We start from the raw sequence: 15,716 nt of genomic DNA on the forward strand, positions 1-15,716 counted from the left end.
GGCTAGCTACCGACAAGCCGTTGCAACTGGGCCAGAACCTCAGCACTGTGGCGGCTGGGGTTCACGATTGGGTCGATTTCTCGCAAAATCCCCTCCGGGTCGATCAAGAACGTATTGCGCAGGGCAACATCGCCCATCCAGGATCCGTAAGCTCGACTGACCGTGCCGTCGGGATCCGACAGCAAAGGAAACTGTAGCCCCTCTGCCGAGCAAAAGCGCCTGTGAGAGTCCACCGAGTCAGCGCTCACGCCCACAACCTGTGCCCCCATGGCCCGGAACTTGGGCAAATCTTGCTGAAAGCGGCGGGCCTCAATCGTACAGCCGGAAGTGAAGTCGCGGGGGTAAAAATACAACACCACCCACTCCCCCCGAAAATCCGCCAGCCGCCGTATTTGCCCGGATTGATCTGGCAATGCGAACTCCGGCGCAGGAGAACCTATCGGCGGGAGAGGGGTAGTCCCCCACTGGGCCCAGGCAGGCTGAGTCATCCCAAAGCCCACAAGCAGGCCCACAACCAATCTCATGAGGTTTAACCAGCGCCAAACTCTGCCCACTTCCTTCACTGCCACTCTAGGACCTCTCTAAAACCCGATTTCTAGTTTACATAACTTTATAAAAGCTGAGTCCAGGACCTCGTCTCACCACCATGAAGCAAGCCGGCGGGGTGGGAATCTGCCAGCTCAATGTTGCCGATGGGCCGATTCAAGGTAACCACTTGCAGAGCAAAAGCTGCGGAGGGATCCCCAACCATCGCCAGAGTTGAGAGGTGCGTTCGATGGGGGTATAGCGCAGTTGAGCGTACAGTTGCCGCGCGGGGAGATTGTCTTCCAATACGTGCAGATGCAAACAGCGGTAGCCCCACCCTTTCGCCACCCCTTCAGCACTGAGCAAAAGCAGACGAGCAATTCCTCGCCGCCGCCAGCCGGGCAGCACCGCCAAGTTGGAGAGGTAGGGATACTTCCCGTGGGCTGTGACCCGCAAAGAGATCTCGGCAGTGCCCACCACTTCGGATCCCACCGCAGCTGCCAGACAGCAGTAGTGGGGATCCCTTGCGGCCAGCCTGAGGCGCAACTCTTCGCGAATGCCCAGCTTGCGAATTGGGTAGATCCAGCGTTGCAGACCTGAGGGGGGATGAAAAACCTGGGCTAGAACTTCGGCCAAGGGATCCAGATCATTCGATGTAGCTGGGTAAACTACGGGGGAAGGCAACACAGGTTGAGATAGGGCAACCGCAAGCATTCTCCTTATTTTCCCAAACAACTTGCAAACAACAAAACAATAAGTGGTGACCCCCACGGGGAGCCACCACTGAACCGGTAGAACTTGGCCACAGGGAGGAAAACCACCCCTGCCGACGCGGACTAACCGCATCCAAGACTTAACTAAGACTTATTCAGTTGTCTTAACTTGTAGCTTTCCAATTTCTAGTTTCCAATTTCTAGGCCAGCGCCAGTGGCCGCTCCGACACCAGAATCCGACTCTGAGGTTTACGATGAGATCTCCAGATCGCTAAAACGGCAGGCTGAGCCGTTGATGCGATAGATATCATCCGTGATGGGCTGGTAACCCACTTCCACCAGATCGGACTTGGCAGGAGCAAATATGCGGATAATTGCTCTAGCAATCTTTGAGAGAAAGGTAAACATAGCAACCTCCTGAAAGTGAGAGTGAAACTATGAACTGAGAGAACCTCGAATTGCTAAAGCCCGCAGTCCTTGTCCCACTGAGCGCTGGTTCCAAGTTGCCAGAGCTTGCAGGTTGAGAGCACCTGAACCTGATCACCGATTTTCCCACCCTGACTCGCTCATGAATGGAGACTCAAAATAGCCGGCTGAGCTTGTTGATCTGGCAAAACCACTTTTATTTGAGGATTATTTGAGGAACACCTAGAGCGCTCTCTCACTTTCCCAGTGGCTTGTGCAGCAAGCCCAACTGCTATCTGCCTAACTCCCTTGTTCTGCTTTGAGGAAAACCTGTCGTAGGTAACAGGTGCTCTGCTGAGCGAGACAACCACTTCTCAGGAGAGTCTGCCGAAGCAACGGATCGGAAGCTTGGATCAAAGCGTTGACCGACAGAGAATTTTGGACTTGAATTTTGGATTTGATTCAATCGAGAAGCGGTGCCTCGCATTTGAGATGGGGATGAGATATTATCCTCCTCGCCTGAATCACTACATTCATAATCTAACCTATAGCCGATCTCTCCACCAAGGGCGGCAACCATTCTTAACAGGCTGGATCATTCCTTTAACTTGGTCTTTTCATCTCTTTTTGGTTCAGGTCAATGAGGGATCCCAGCATTCTGGATTCGGATTCCTCAGCCTCTTTCCGTCACAGGACACCTGATTTTTTGGGGAAACAAGCTGGCTCGGCGCGAGCCTTAAGCTCAATGGAAACACACGCAAAAAAATACCGACCAACCCCTGCTTCGGGCTTAATCGCTGGAAGGAACTCATTCCCTATCCTAGAAAACTCATTCCAGCTGTAGCTCGTTTTCCAGGTTAAGAGAATCTTGATTTCGGGGCCGAGAACGCAGGATCAGCAGGGAAAAGTAGGGGGGCTGGTAGTCGGCCAGTCCTTCCAGGGTGGGGAAGAGGGTTTGCTGGGGCCAGCCGGCCCAGACCACCAAGCTGGCTTGTTGCAGCCAACCTCTTTCGGCCAGCCACTGCCAAACCTGAGGGTAGACAGAGGCCACTTTCATGAGGACGACTACCTCAGCCCAGGCACAAGCCTGCTCCAGTTCCGAGAGGGCAAACAGAGCCGGTAAAATCGCCAATTTCTCGGAGCCGAGCACCAAGGGGGATCCCAGGGCAGCAGCAGCGGCTAAGGGAGAGCACACCCCCGGTATGGCCTGGATGGGCAAGGCGGGGATCCGCTGCCGCAGGGCTTGGGCCACGTAGGCGAAGGTGCTGTAGAGGCCCACGTCTCCCTCACAGATAAAGGCAACATCTTCTCCCCTTTCTAGGAGTGGGGCCAGTTGCTGGGCAGCCGCTTGCCAGGCAGCTTGCAGGACTTCCGACCGGGTGACAAACGGCAGATGAAGAGGCAGCAGGGTTTGTTCCGGTCGCAGCCAAGGGCGCACAATTTGGTAGGCCAAGCCCGGCTGGCCGGCAGCATTTTGGGGACAGGCCACCCAGTTGACCGTGCTGAGGATGCGGGCTGCTTTGACCGTGATCCAGTCGGGATCCCCTGCTCCAGCACTGATCCCCCAAAAGGTTCCCAGACCCATACTGTGTATCAGGCGGTCTCTGTACTGCCCGTACTTCCTTCCTTCAGGCGATCCAAGGCTTCCTGCAAGGAGTTGCGCAAAGATAGGAACTTCTCCAGGCGCACCAGTTTCACCGTTTGGGTAATGCGGGGGTTGCTCACCACCTGAAAGATACCTGCGCGGCCCTGCACCAGCTTGGCCAATTGCACCAGGGCGCCGACGCCAGAGCTGTCGATGAAGTCGATCCCTGTCAAATCCAGGATCAGGTTAGGGGATCCCTCTTCCAGGTATTTGGTGACCACCTTAACAAAGACCGGCTCGGAAAAGGCATCCAGAAGGCCAGTCAGGTGAAAGACCTGGCAGTTTTCCAGCGCCTCGCGGCTGCCGCGCAAGCTGACCGTCAGAGATAGGGGTTCCGGAATGGCTCTTCTCCTTTCAACCATCTCGACAGAAGGGAACACCTGAGAGAGGCCCCAGGGTGGGTTCAATCTCGGGTGTGGAGATAGCTTAGCATCCCCGTTCTCCGCGGGAGACGGTATTTTTCCGCGGGGTCTTCGGGGGAATTACGCCTGGGAGCAGGGATCTCTTCTTTCTGTTCCCTCGTGGCAAGCCAGGAGTCCTTGGGTAGGATGGGGGCAACTGTGCCGGCAAGGTCGGCCCGCAGTGCACGAATGGCTTTTGGGAGCCTGTCAGGTTTTTAAGGGGTAGGCGGTTGGGAGAGGATCACCAAGATCCAAAGATGCAGCAGCAACGATTCAACCTTTCCCCCATCACTCTAGCTGGGGTGGGTTTGGGCTTGACGGCTGCCGCCTTTGGTGCCGCCTGGGGAACAGGGATCTACCTTCAAGATCACGTGCTGCCGCAGGTGGAAGCAACCCTCTCGCAAGCGATGCGCCGGCGCGTGGAGTTGGGGGAGGTGAGGTTTCTGTCCCCTTGGCAGGTGAGCTTGGGAGAAAGCCGCATTGAGCATTTGGCCACCATCGGCTCCATCGACCTCAGCCCCGATTTCTGGACTTGGCTGCAGACGGGTCAGTGGGTGCTGAATGTTACCCTAAACCAGCCGCAACTGCTGCTGATGGAAACGCTGGATCGCGGCTGGGCGGATGTGCAGTTTCAACTGCCGGAAGGGGAGGGATCCCTGCCTTTCCAGGGGCTGAATATTCGCTTGCGCCAGGGATCCCTGACGGTCATCCCTTTGGTGGGGGAGCGACGCCAGTTTGATCGGCTGCAGGGCCAGGTGCAGGTGTGGCTGACTCACAATGCCCCGCCAGGAGAGGAGGATCTTTTCGGGGGGCGGGCCAGTTTCCAGGCGACGGCACGGTTGCTCCCTCGGGAGGGGGAGGGGGGGTACCCCCTGCAGCTCAGGGGGGTGGCGGATTTTGCCCAGGCTTCCGGTTCGGTGACGCTTTCTGCGGCTCGTCTGCCTTTGGATCTCTTGCCCAGTGTGGTGCCGGCGGCCCCTTTTGCGGAGGTGCAGGGGGAAACTGGCTTGGATCTCCAGGTGCTCTGGCGGCGGGATCAACCGCTGGAGTTGACGGGGCAGGCCCAGGTTCAACAGGCTCGGCTGGATCTGGAGAGGTTGCCCCATCCTTTTGAAGAGGTGAAGGGCTCCGTTCGCTTTACCTTGCAGGGGTTGGAGCTGGAGGGGGTGAGCGGTCGCTTTGGTCAGCTTTCCTTTGCCGAGCTAAAAGGCCCGGTGGTCTGGGAGCAAGGACAGGGGTTTGGTTTGCAGGCGGAAGTAGCGCCGGCCCGCCTGCAGCAGATCCAAGAGACGTTTGCCTTTGGCCTGCCGGTGGCGGTGGAGGGGGTGGTAGGGGGATCCGTAACGGTCACCGGCCCCTTGGATCGGCCACAGATTCGGGGACAGTTGCGGGGGCTTTCGCCGGGGCGGGTGGATCGCCTGCCGGTGTCGGAGTATGCCTTTGGCTTCCACTTTGCGGATCAAACCTTGGCCTTGGAAGCAATTGACCTCAAGACTGCAGGGGGTCGCATCCAAGGCTCCGGCCAGCTGCAATGGGCTGCCGGCTTGGCAGGCCAGTTCGATCTTCAAGTCAGCGGAGCCGACGTGGAGCAGGTGCTGGCCCTTTACGGCCTCAACCTGCCCCGCCGGGGCGCTCTTCCTTGGGTGGGGCCGGTTTCCGCTCAAGTGCAGGTGGCGCTGACGGGATCCCAACCGCGGGCGGAGGCCAGCTGGGAAAGTCTTGGGGGAGAGATTGCCGGAAGAGGGCAGCTGCAGGTTTTGCCGGAGGGTCGGGACTGGGTGGTGCAGGTGCCGCAGGCGGTGCTGGACGTGGGCGGAGGCCGGGTGGCGGTGGCGGGGCGGTGGGCGGGGGGACAGCTCCAGACGCAGTTGGCTCCTCAGGAGGTGCCGCTGGCCTTTTTCAACCCCCAATGGCCGGGATCCCTCTCTGGCGAGCTGACGGCGCAGCTGGACAGGGCGGCGGCAGCAGAAGTGGGCTTCCTGGGGGCGTTGCGGGCGCAAGGGTCGCTGGCTTTGTTGCAGCCTTTGGGAGCGAGGGGACGGCAGTGGGTTGAGGGCATCCGCGGCCAGGTGACTTGGGAGGGATCCGGACTGCATATCCAGGAGGCGGAGGTGTTGGCAGGTGGCACTCGCCTGGCCAGGGTCGAAGGGCAGATCCCCTTGGATCCCCAGACGCTGCAGGTGGGATCCCTGGATCTGAGCTTTACCACCGACGGGATTACGCTGGCAGAAGTACCCGGCCTGCCGCCGCTGGTGAAAGGAGTGCTGCAGGGATCCGGCCAGATCCGCGGACCTCTGGACACCTTGCAGGTGACTGGCAAGGTGCAGTTGCGGGGCTTGCAGGTGGGAGATGTGGCCTTTGAAGACTTGGCCGGGCCCTTTCAGGGGTCTGTTCAGGGGACGGAAGTGGATCTGCGGGGGAAGCGGGATCGACTGGCGCTGCAGTTGGATCCCCAGTTTCAGCCTTTGCAGTTTCAGGTGCAGCGGGGCGAGGCGGAAATTCGCGGCCAACGCCGGCAAGAGGAGCTCCAGGTGGCAGTGAACCAGTTGCCTCTGGCTTTGCTGGGGGGGGTGGCTGCCGGGCCGTGGGCCAGTCTGCAGGGAACCCTCGAGGGGGAGGTGGCAGTTGACCTGGCAAGCGGCGCCGCCCAAGGACGGGCTGCGGTGGCGGATCTGCAGTTGGGAGGGATCGAAGTACGGGGCTTTTCGGTGGATTTCGACTACCACGCTGGTAATGGTTCTCCTCGCCTAGAGATCGCCCAAGCTCAACTGGATTTGTTTGAGAGCACCTACACCGCTAGCGGCACCCTGGAGCTGCCGGCGGATCCCCTCCAGGGCGGTTTGGAGTCTACTCCAGAGGTTTCCGTTCCTCAAATTAACCTAGAGATCAGCACCCGCCAGGGCCGCCTGGAAGACATCGTCTCTGCCTTTAAGTGGCGGCAGTGGCAAGACATCACCACTCGCGGCTTCCGGCGGCCCCCCTTGGGCCCTGCCTCGGCGTTAAAGACCGACCCGGTTGGTTTGCCCAACCATCCTCTCCTGGAGCAGCTGGAGTACTATGCCCAGATCTTGGCCGTCCACCTGGAGACCTTGGCCAGCCGCATGGATCCGCTGTTCGCGTCAGCGGTGCGGAGCACTTTCCCGCCGCCCACAAGTCTGCGAGGGGAATTCCAAGCCAGCGTTAGCCTGGTCGGCAGCCTCAACCGGCCTAGCGTCAGCTTTTACCTTGAGGGCCAGAATTGGCAGGCAGAGGAGTTTGGCATCGAAAGCCTTACTGCCAGGGGCAGCCTGGCTGGAGATGCAGTGGTGTTGGAGCCGCTGCGGTTGCGCAGTGGCGAACGTCAAGCCCTTTTTGTGGGCAAGCTGGGCCTAGAGGAACAGTCGGGATCCTTGCAAATCCAAGGATTGCCTCTGGCTTTGCTGGACCGCTTCCTGCCAGAGGAGCTGGAGCTGCAGGGGGATCTCAACCTGGACGTGGAGCTGGCCGGCAACCTGCGGGATCCCCATGCCCGCGGATCCCTGACAGTGGTCAACGCCCAGATCAACCAGGTGCCGCTGCGGGAGGTGGGAGGACAATTTGACTACCAGCGGGGGCAGCTGCGCCTGGACGGTGCCCTGCTGGCCAATGGTGACGAACCCATTCGCCTCTTTGGCCTAGTGCCCTACACCCTGCCCTTTGCCGAGGTGCGGGCCGAATCCGACCAGATCGACCTCACCCTGCAAGCCAAGCATGGCGGTCTGCGCCTGATCAACCTCTTCACCGACCAGGTGCGCTGGGAAGGCGGCCAAAGCCAACTGGAGCTGGCCATCCGCGGCACCTTGCGAGAGCCCAGCCTGCAGGGGAACTTGAGCGTCAACTCGGGGATCCTCAAGCTGGCAGCCCTGCCGGAGCCCATTACCGACCTCACAGGCCAGATCGCCTTTAACCTCAATCAGCTGCAAGTCCAGGAGCTGCGGGGACAGTTGGGGGGTGGATCCCTTTTGGCTGAAGGCTTTTTGCCCGTCAACTCTCGCGGTGCCCTGCAGATGGACGAAACCTCGCCACCCTTAACTCTGCAACTCCAAGGGATCCAGCTCAACCTGCCCAGCCTCTACACTGGCCATCTGGACGGCGAGGTGGCTGTCAGAGGGCTGCTTCTGCAACCTTTGCTCGAGGGGCGGCTGGAGGTTTCTCAAGGGATCGTGGATGTCAGCCCCCGCCGGGCAGAACCTGAGGCCGCAACAGCTGCCGCCGGCTCGACTTCGCCGGATCCCTTCTGGCAGCCGCGGCTCAACGGACTGGAGCTGGTCTTGGGGCCAGGGATCCGCGTGCAGCGTCCCAATCTGTTTGAATTCAATGCTGCCGGCACCTTGCGCCTGTTTGGCACTCCCCAGGATCTGCGCCCAGCGGGCACCATTGCCCTAGAGCGAGGCCGCGTCAACCTGCCCCTTGCCAACTTTCGCCTGGATCGCTCCCGCTCCAATACCGCCACTTTTGACCTAGACAACCCCTTCGATCCCTTCCTGAACCTGCGCTTGATGACCCAGGCCATCGAGGTCTATCGCTTTCCCCAAGAGCTCTCCCCCTTTGACACCAACCGCAACCTGCCGGGATCCCAGCAGAGCATCGAGATTTTCGCCACGGTCAACGGGCGGGCCAGCCAGCTGGCTGAGGCGGATCCCCGCAACGGGGTTCTGGCCCTTTCCAGCAGCCCCAGCCGCTCCCCCGAAGAGATCGTCGCCCTCCTGGGAGGCACAGCTCTGGCCCGCCTCAACCCCGAAGCGGGAGTGGCCGGCCTGGCCGGAACTGCCTTGCTCAACGATGTGCTGGACACGCTGCGGGACACCCTGGGCCTAGACGAGGTGCGCATTAGCCCCGTCCCCCAGGTCGATACCCGCGCTGCCAACCGCTCCTCGATAGGGCTAGCGCTGGAGGTGGCCCGCGATCTGGGGCCAGCCACTTCCATCTCGGTGCAGCGCAACCTAACGGATCCCTTTCAGCCCACCCGCTACAGCGCCCGCTACCGCCTCAACGAGCAAACCCTCACCCGCGCCAGCACCGACCTCGAGGGCAACAATGTCATTTCCATCGAGTTTGAGACCCGCTTCTAATGGGATCCGCTCCGGAGTTTGGCAGCAGGCTTTGGATGGCCAGGGATCCCTTGAAAAAAGATTTAGTGGAAAAAGCTGCCTTACAGGTAACGGCTAATGTCTTCTCCTCGCTCCGCCAGAAACGACAAAGCCCGGAAGCGCAGCCCTACCACCTGGTCGTAGAAGGGGTTAAGTTTGCACATGGGCGGAATGTGCATCACCTTATGGCCAAACAGCACCACATCTCGCTCAAAGGGGCAGCGGGCCGGGATCCACCAGCAAAGGAAGTGGGCCAAGCGGGGATCGCGGATGCTGAAGTTATCGATAGCCGATTGGATGGGTCGCAATGGAGCCTGCAACCAGTCGCGCAGGTGAGTTGTAGGTTTGAAGTGCACGGAAGTCATGGAACCGGTCAGCTCCTGAGGAGCTCTGCGAGCACGTTGCCAAGAAATCGTTGTGGAACCCATAAGCTTTCACCTCAACCTTTGAAGAAGCAGCAGCCTTTGGTCGGTTACGGCGCGCAAAATTACTAGCCATCGACAATTCTCTGTGTCGATCTTGTATTCAGGGAAACATTAGCCATCTCTCTTCCCTCTGTTAGTCTGCCTTCTCCAACGGAAAGCTTGCTTCTGTAAACAAGAATCTCTGCTCAACGTTGTAGAGCTACATGTTTTGTCTCCAAAAGTTAACATGTAACGAAAAATACAAAAACTCCTCTGCTCTTGTCCACCAGCCGATTCCCTGTCAGGATCCCTGAAGTTCCTCAGCTTGAACTTTGGGGCCAGATGGGTATCCATCGCTCCTATTTCTAGGATGGAACAAGCCCTTTGGGCGGAGTAGAGGGATCCCCGTAATTGCAGTTGCCTTGTCGTGGTTGTTTTTCTTTTGATCGAGTTTGGCTTGGGAGCGTCTCGGTTGGGAGTTAAGGACGATAACGGTCAAGGGATGCCGGCTGCTGAGCGTTCTACAATGCCAGGAGAGATTCCCAGCGGGTGCACATCCGGCGGTGGGTTGGGATCCTTGATTTTGTCTCTGGCTTTCTTGAGAGGCTGCCCATGAAATTGGCCTATTGGATGTACGCTGGCCCTGCCCATATCGGCACGCTGCGGGTGGCCAGCTCCTTCAAAAACGTTCACAGCATCATGCACGCTCCTCTGGGAGACGACTATTTCAACGTGATGCGTTCCATGTTGGAGCGAGAGCGGGATTTTACTCCGGTAACCACCAGCGTCGTTGACCGGCAGGTGTTGGCGCGGGGATCCGACGAAAAGGTGATTCGCAACATCGTCCGCAAAGACGGCGAGGAGCAGCCGGATCTGATCGTCGTCACCCCCACCTGCACCTCTAGCATTTTGCAGGAAGATCTGCATCACTTTGTCCGGCAGGCCCAGTTGGCCAGTCGCTGCGATGTGGTGCTGGCAGATGTCAACCACTACCGGGTTAACGAATTGCAGGCAGCGGATCGCACCCTGCAGCAGATTGTGGAGTTCTATATCACCAAAGCTCGCAAAAGCGGGGAGTTAGACGGCCTGCCCCAAAAGACGGAGCGGCCTTCCTGTAACATCCTTGGCATTTCCACCCTAGGGTTTCACAATGCCCACGATCTGCGGGAGCTGAAGGTGCTGCTGCGGGATCTGGGGATCCAGCTCAACCTGGTGATCCCGCAAGGGGCCAGTGTCCACGATCTCAAACACCTGGGGCGGGCCTGGTTTAATGTGGTGCCCTATCGGGAGCTGGGGCCGATGACAGCTCGCTATCTGCAGCAGGAATTCGGCATGCCTTACATTGAGATCACCCCGATGGGGGTGGTGGAAACGGCTCGCTTCATCCGCCAGATCCAGCAGATCCTAAACGAGCAAGGGATCCCTGTCGATTATGAAGCCTACATCCAGGAGCAAACGCTGCACATTTCCCAAGCGGCCTGGTTTTCCCGCTCCATCGACTGCCAAAACCTAACCGGCAAAAAAGCGGTGGTCTTCGGGGATTCCACCCACGCGGCGGCCATCACCAAAATCCTGGCCCGCGAGATGGGGATCCACGTGGTGTGGGCGGGCAGCTATTGCACCTACGATGGGGAGTGGTTCCAGGCAGAGGTGGGAGGGTATTGCGATCAGATCTTGATGACGGAGGATCACACCCGCGTGGCGGACGCCATTGCCCAGGCGGAACCTGCCGCGATTTTCGGCACCCAGATGGAGCGGCATGTGGGCAAACGGCTGCGGATCCCTTGTGGGGTCATCTCGGCCCCCATCCACGTGCAGGATTTCCCTATCGGCTACCGGCCCTTTTTGGGCTACGAGGGCGCCAACCAAATTGTGGACTTGATCTACAACTCCTTTACCCTGGGCATGGAAGATCACCTGTTGGAGATCTTCGGTGGCCACGACACCAAGGAGGTGATTCACAAGAGCCTGAGCGCCGATTCCGACCTCGTCTGGACGCGGGAAGCCCAAGCCGAACTGAACAAGGTGCCCGGCTTTGTGCGCGGCAAGGTTAAACGCAACACCGAAAAATTTGCCCGCGAACGAGGCTTGACCGAGATCGGTGTGGAGGTCATGTACGCCGCCAAAGAAGCTTTTGGAGCTTGAAGGGATCCCGTTGACAACCTTTACCCTGGGTGCGATCCCTATCTAAGCTGGCGTATGCGTCTCCTGGTTACCGGCGGGGCGGGCTACATCGGCAGCCACACCTGCAAAGCTCTGGCGGCCTCTGGCCATCTGCCCATCACTTACGACAACTTGGTTTACGGGCACCCCTGGGCAGTTCGCTGGGGGCCGTTGGAGATTGGGGATCTCGCCGACCGCCAGCGGCTTGATCAAGTCATCCAACACTATCGCCCGGAAGGGGTGATTCACTTTGCTGCCTATGCCTATGTGGGCGAGTCGGTCAAGGATCCCGGCAAATACTACCGCAACAATGTGGCCGGATCCCTGAGTTTGTTGGAGGCCATGCGGGATCACGGGATCCCTTACCTGGTGTTCTCCAGCACCTGTGCCACTTATGGGGTGCCAGAGCGGATTCCCATTCCCGAAAGTCATCCGCAACGTCCCATCAACCCCTACGGCCAGAGCAAGCTAATGGTGGAGCAGATCTTGCAAGATTTCCAGGTTGCCCACGGGATCCGATCCATTAGCCTACGCTACTTCAATGCCGCCGGAGCCGATCCCGATGGCGAAATTGGGGAGGCCCACGACCCGGAAACCCACCTGATCCCCTTGGTGTTGGAGGTCGCCGGCGGCCAACGTCCCCACATCACGGTTTTTGGAGATGACTACGATACCCCCGATGGCACCTGTATCCGCGACTACATTCACGTCACCGACCTGGCTCAAGCCCACGTGTTGGCGGTAGAAGCGCTGGCCTCTGGCCGACCCATACAACCAGCCTACAACCTGGGCAATGGCCAAGGCTTTTCCGTCAAAGAGGTCATTGCCACCGCAGCAGCCGTGACCGGAAAGCGGATCCCGGTGCAAATGGGAGCACGTCGACCTGGGGATCCCCCGCGCTTGGTGGGCGATGCCGGCGCCATCCTTCGCGATCTCAACTGGAAACCTCTCTACACCGACCTGGCCGAGATCATTCAAACTGCCTGGCGCTGGCACCAGAAGCGGCCCTATTTCGGCAAATCTAGGCCCCCGTTGAGCTAGGAGCGTCTAACTTGGCGGGCGATAGGATAGGGAGGAACCGCTTGGTTAACCACTGCCCCGCATGGACGATAAGACCACACCCGATACCCTCGCGGTTGTCATGACCACAGTGGGATCCGAAGCCGAGGCCCATCGCTTGGCTCATACCTTGGTGGCCGAACGTTATGTGGCCTGTGCCCAGGTCTTGCCCGGGATCACGTCCTACTATCGCTGGCAGGGATCCCTGCAGGCCGATGCCGAGTTCCTCATCCTGCTCAAATTGCCCGCAACTGCCTACCCCCGCCTGGAACAACGGCTGCGAGAGCTGCACCCCTACGCTGAGCCCGAGATCCTGGCTCTGGCAGCCACTCAAGTGAGCACAACCTATTTGGCGTGGGCCCGCGACCAGGTAGGCTAGGGAATAGTGCACAGTTGGCCATGATCGCCCTCTACCCCGGCAGCTTTGACCCCATTACCCTTGGACATCTCGATGTTATCGAGCGGGCCAGCCGTCTTTTTTCCAAGGTAATCGTCGCCGTCTTGAAAAACCCCAACAAAACCCCTCTGTTCAGCCCAGAGCAGCGGCAAGCCCAGATTAGCCTGTCCACGGCCCATCTCAAAAATGTTGAAGTTGATACGTTTTCAGGTCTGACGGTGGCCTATGCCCGCCAACGGGGGGCAAAGGTGATCGTGCGCGGCTTGCGAGTTTTGTCGGACTTCGATGTGGAGCTGCAAATGGCCCACACCAACAAGCTGCTGGCTCCCGAACTGGAAACCTTGTTCCTTGCCACCGCCAGCGAGCACAGTTTTGTCAGCAGCAGCCTGGTGAAGGAAGTCGCCAAGCTGGGCGGCCCCATCGATCATCTGGTGCCCGCTCCGGTGATTCGAGATTTGCGGGAGCGCTTTCCCTTGGCCTGAGGGCTCAGGGATCCCCTCTCCTTCCCCAATCAAAATTCAAAGGGCTGCATCCCTGCCGTCACCGGATCAAACCCCACCGGGAAGCAGGTGCTGTGATTGTAGAGGGATCCCCTCAAATTGGCCCCTTCCAAGCAGGCTCCCTCAAGGTCGGCATAGCGCAGGTCGGCACAGCGCAGGTCGGCCTTTGCCAGATTGCTGCCCCGCAGGTTGGCGTAGCGCAGGTTGGCCCCATGCAAATCGGATCCCTCGAGATTGGCCCCTCGCAGATCGACCCCCCTCAAAAAGGCATACTCCAAGCAGGACTGGGGAAAATGGCGCTCTCCCCGCTGGTAGCGGCTGAGCAACTCTGAGGCCCCTTGTAGAGCACACTGGGCAATGGTTTGAGTCATGGTACTGCTCCCAAATCAGACTGGATGCCTTATTTCTATCCTCATCCCTATCATCGGGTTGACCAGGTTTTGATCATCCCTGCTTAACAAATGATTTCAGTTTTTGAGTGGATCGTTGCCCCCAAGTCTTTTTGATTGAAAAGATCTATCCTCAGAGATATCGAAGGCTTTCCCAATCGGCAGCTTGTGCAGCAATGTTTCTTAATCCTTTTTGTGAAGGATGCTTAGCGGCTGGGCTTGATCGCCAACTCCAAGCCCCACCGGGAGCGCAAGCTGACCTGATCTTGCTGGGCTGTATGGATCCCTCAATTTCTTCTTTTTCAGCACTCCCCCAACCAGAAGGTGTTTCTCCAGAGCTGATTGAACCAAGATAATCGGGACAATGATCGACTGGATCACATCCGTAGTTTGCGATTGAGTAGGGATTCTCTGCAAGCGATATAGACCCTTATCTCTGTTCAGGATGTTCACCTTTCTTTAACTAGAGCTCTATGCCCAAACGTAAGCGAATCGGGATCCTCACCAGCGGCGGCGATTGTGGCGGCCTCAACGCCGTGATTCGAGCGGTGGTGCGGCGGGCCCGCGACTACGACATGGAAGTTTATGGCATCAAAGATGCGACGGCAGGGCTCATGGCTCGACCGGTGGAGGCGGAGCTGCTGGATGTGAAGCGGGTTTCCGGCATTTTGCGCTACGGCGGCACCATCTTGGGCACCGTGAACAAAGGCAACCCCTTCGCCTACCCTATGCCCGATGGCAGCTTGGTGGATCGCTCGGCAGAAGTGATCACCGGCTACCACCGGCTTGGGTTGGATGCCCTCATTGGGGTGGGGGGGGATGGCAGCTTGGCCATTCTCCGGCAACTGGCTCTGCAGGGGGATTGGAACTTTGTCGGGATCCCCAAGACCATCGACAACGATGTCGGTGCCACCGAGTACTCGGTGGGGTTCAACACGGCTTTGAGCGTGGCTGTGGAAGCTCTAGATCAGCTCACCTACACGGCCATCAGCCACAGCCGAGTCATGGTCATGGAGGTGATGGGGCGGGATGCTGGCCACATTGCCATCAGCGCCGGCATTGCCGGGGGGGCGCATGTGATTTTGATCCCGGAAATTCCCTACAAGCTGGAGAATGTCTGCAAAAGAATCCGCGACCGCAAAGAGCGGGGCAATAACTTCAGCATCGTGGTGGTGGCGGAGGCAGTTCGCACCGAGTCGGGGGAGCCGGTGACCTACACCAACAGCCTGGGGCAGTCTCTCTACGGCGGCATCGGCCATTACATCGGCAATGAGATCGCCCTGCGCACCGGCATCGAGACGCGGGTTATGGTTTTGGGCCACCTGCAGCGGGGAGGTACGCCCTCTCCTCTGGATCGCCTGCTGGGAGCAGCCTTTGGGGTGGCTGCTGTGGACTTGATCGCCCAAGGCAAATACGACCGCATGGTGGCCTGGCAAAATCGGCGGGTGGTGGATGTGCCCCTGGCAGAGGCCATCTCCCAGTATCGGCGGGTGGAGGTGGATGGGGCTTTGATCGCCACGGCCATTGGGCTGAATACCTATGTGGGCGAGGTGGATCCGCAGCTTTTGCGCAGCATTTCCCCCTGATCTTCCGGCAAAAAGGACACGTGGGCAGAGACGATCTTCCAGCCGATATCGGGGAACCTGTACCACATCTGGCTTTGGCGGCCCAAGCGAGGGATCCCGTTCACCGGACGGCGAAACTCTAGGGTGACCGAGCCGCAATCCGCCCCAAAGGTGACTACCTGCAAACGCAGCATCTCGCGGGCCAAATTCGTGGGAGGACGCCGTTGGCGAAAAGCCTTGATCTCGTCTCCCCCGTAGAGATTTTCCCCCACACCAAAGCGCACCACCGGGGGGCCATCCCAAAACAGGCGGTTCAGGGTGGGCACATCATTGCTCGTCAGGGCAGCTTCGTACTGATGGTAGAGTTCGGTTAGCTCTGCCACCACCTCGGGGCGATTCACCACACTCATGGGCCGGGCTCTCGTGCAATCGAAATGGGATC

At 59.1% G+C, this 15,716-nt stretch carries 13 protein-coding genes and 1 pseudogene; 6 read left to right on the forward strand and 8 right to left on the reverse strand.

The window, feature by feature from the left end:
• Positions 1-2: 2 nt before the first annotated feature.
• The 5 genes from ACVW0B_RS03225 to ACVW0B_RS03245 form a co-directional block, all read right to left on the reverse strand.
• A complete protein-coding gene (locus tag ACVW0B_RS03225; protein ID WP_457490940.1) occupies positions 3-524 on the reverse strand; it encodes a peroxiredoxin in 522 nt (173 codons plus the stop codon).
• Between the two features lie 178 nt (positions 525-702).
• Positions 703-1,161 (reverse strand): GNAT family N-acetyltransferase, encoded by a 459-nt coding sequence (locus ACVW0B_RS03230; protein ID WP_414344496.1) that lies wholly within the window; start codon positions 1,159-1,161, stop codon positions 703-705.
• A gap of 326 nt (positions 1,162-1,487) precedes the next feature.
• On the reverse strand, positions 1,488-1,646 hold the full coding sequence (locus ACVW0B_RS03235; RefSeq protein WP_011433768.1) for a hypothetical protein: 159 nt from the start codon (positions 1,644-1,646) through the stop codon (positions 1,488-1,490).
• 826 nt (positions 1,647-2,472) lie between these two features.
• Complete coding sequence (locus tag ACVW0B_RS03240; RefSeq protein WP_457490941.1) at positions 2,473-3,228, reverse strand: precorrin-2 C(20)-methyltransferase; 756 nt, start codon at positions 3,226-3,228, stop codon at positions 2,473-2,475.
• 8 nt (positions 3,229-3,236) lie between these two features.
• Positions 3,237-3,650, reverse strand: coding sequence for an STAS domain-containing protein (locus ACVW0B_RS03245; RefSeq protein ID WP_011433770.1), 414 nt, complete (start codon positions 3,648-3,650; stop codon positions 3,237-3,239).
• Between the two features lie 296 nt (positions 3,651-3,946).
• Here ACVW0B_RS03245 and ACVW0B_RS03250 point away from each other — a divergent pair, with 296 nt between their 5' ends.
• Positions 3,947-8,779 (forward strand): translocation/assembly module TamB domain-containing protein, encoded by a 4,833-nt coding sequence (locus ACVW0B_RS03250; RefSeq protein ID WP_457490942.1) that lies wholly within the window; start codon positions 3,947-3,949, stop codon positions 8,777-8,779.
• An 80-nt stretch (positions 8,780-8,859) separates the two neighbouring features.
• On the opposite strand, the pseudogene ACVW0B_RS03255 reads toward ACVW0B_RS03250, so the two are convergent.
• Positions 8,860-9,105: pseudogene (locus ACVW0B_RS03255) on the reverse strand (Mo-dependent nitrogenase C-terminal domain-containing protein); the annotation flags it as partial.
• A 708-nt stretch (positions 9,106-9,813) separates the two neighbouring features.
• Between ACVW0B_RS03255 and bchB the strand changes: the two are divergent.
• From bchB to coaD, 4 genes are all read left to right on the forward strand, one after another.
• Positions 9,814-11,346: a ferredoxin:protochlorophyllide reductase (ATP-dependent) subunit B gene (bchB, locus tag ACVW0B_RS03260; RefSeq protein ID WP_457490943.1), complete on the forward strand. Its 1,533-nt coding sequence runs from the start codon at positions 9,814-9,816 to the stop codon at positions 11,344-11,346.
• Positions 11,347-11,400: 54 nt separating this feature from the next.
• On the forward strand, positions 11,401-12,405 hold the full coding sequence (galE, locus tag ACVW0B_RS03265; protein WP_457490944.1) for a UDP-glucose 4-epimerase GalE: 1,005 nt from the start codon (positions 11,401-11,403) through the stop codon (positions 12,403-12,405).
• Between the two features lie 61 nt (positions 12,406-12,466).
• Positions 12,467-12,802, forward strand: a complete 336-nt coding sequence (gene cutA, locus ACVW0B_RS03270) for a divalent-cation tolerance protein CutA (protein WP_414350043.1) — start codon at positions 12,467-12,469, stop codon at positions 12,800-12,802.
• A gap of 20 nt (positions 12,803-12,822) precedes the next feature.
• A complete protein-coding gene (gene coaD, locus ACVW0B_RS03275; RefSeq protein WP_011433776.1) occupies positions 12,823-13,302 on the forward strand; it encodes a pantetheine-phosphate adenylyltransferase in 480 nt (159 codons plus the stop codon).
• Positions 13,303-13,331: 29 nt separating this feature from the next.
• On the opposite strand, the gene ACVW0B_RS03280 is transcribed toward coaD, so the two are convergent.
• A complete protein-coding gene (locus ACVW0B_RS03280; RefSeq protein WP_414344503.1) occupies positions 13,332-13,691 on the reverse strand; it encodes a pentapeptide repeat-containing protein in 360 nt (119 codons plus the stop codon).
• 491 nt (positions 13,692-14,182) lie between these two features.
• Here ACVW0B_RS03280 and ACVW0B_RS03285 point away from each other — a divergent pair, with 491 nt between their 5' ends.
• Complete coding sequence (locus ACVW0B_RS03285) at positions 14,183-15,295, forward strand: ATP-dependent 6-phosphofructokinase (protein WP_414344504.1); 1,113 nt, start codon at positions 14,183-14,185, stop codon at positions 15,293-15,295.
• Here ACVW0B_RS03285 and hpxZ read toward each other — a convergent pair.
• Complete coding sequence (gene hpxZ / locus ACVW0B_RS03290; RefSeq protein WP_457490945.1) at positions 15,247-15,684, reverse strand: oxalurate catabolism protein HpxZ; 438 nt, start codon at positions 15,682-15,684, stop codon at positions 15,247-15,249. The genes ACVW0B_RS03285 and hpxZ overlap by 49 nt on opposite strands.
• Between the last annotated feature and the right edge of the window lie 32 nt (positions 15,685-15,716).

The organism is Thermostichus sp. MS-CIW-23 (genome assembly GCF_054059455.1).

Coding starts and splice junctions, on each gene's coding strand:
- ACVW0B_RS03225 (WP_457490940.1), bottom strand. CDS start 524: ATGAGATTGGTTGTGGGCCTGCTTGTGGGCTTTGGGATGACTCAGCCT.
- ACVW0B_RS03235 (WP_011433768.1), bottom strand. CDS start 1,646: ATGTTTACCTTTCTCTCAAAGATTGCTAGAGCAATTATCCGCATATTT.
- ACVW0B_RS03240 (WP_457490941.1), bottom strand. CDS start 3,228: ATGGGTCTGGGAACCTTTTGGGGGATCAGTGCTGGAGCAGGGGATCCC.
- ACVW0B_RS03245 (WP_011433770.1), bottom strand. CDS start 3,650: ATGGTTGAAAGGAGAAGAGCCATTCCGGAACCCCTATCTCTGACGGTC.
- ACVW0B_RS03250 (WP_457490942.1), top strand. CDS start 3,947: ATGCAGCAGCAACGATTCAACCTTTCCCCCATCACTCTAGCTGGGGTG.
- bchB (WP_457490943.1), top strand. CDS start 9,814: ATGAAATTGGCCTATTGGATGTACGCTGGCCCTGCCCATATCGGCACG.
- galE (WP_457490944.1), top strand. CDS start 11,401: ATGCGTCTCCTGGTTACCGGCGGGGCGGGCTACATCGGCAGCCACACC.
- cutA (WP_414350043.1), top strand. CDS start 12,467: ATGGACGATAAGACCACACCCGATACCCTCGCGGTTGTCATGACCACA.
- coaD (WP_011433776.1), top strand. CDS start 12,823: ATGATCGCCCTCTACCCCGGCAGCTTTGACCCCATTACCCTTGGACAT.
- ACVW0B_RS03280 (WP_414344503.1), bottom strand. CDS start 13,691: ATGACTCAAACCATTGCCCAGTGTGCTCTACAAGGGGCCTCAGAGTTG.
- ACVW0B_RS03285 (WP_414344504.1), top strand. CDS start 14,183: ATGCCCAAACGTAAGCGAATCGGGATCCTCACCAGCGGCGGCGATTGT.
- hpxZ (WP_457490945.1), bottom strand. CDS start 15,684: ATGAGTGTGGTGAATCGCCCCGAGGTGGTGGCAGAGCTAACCGAACTC.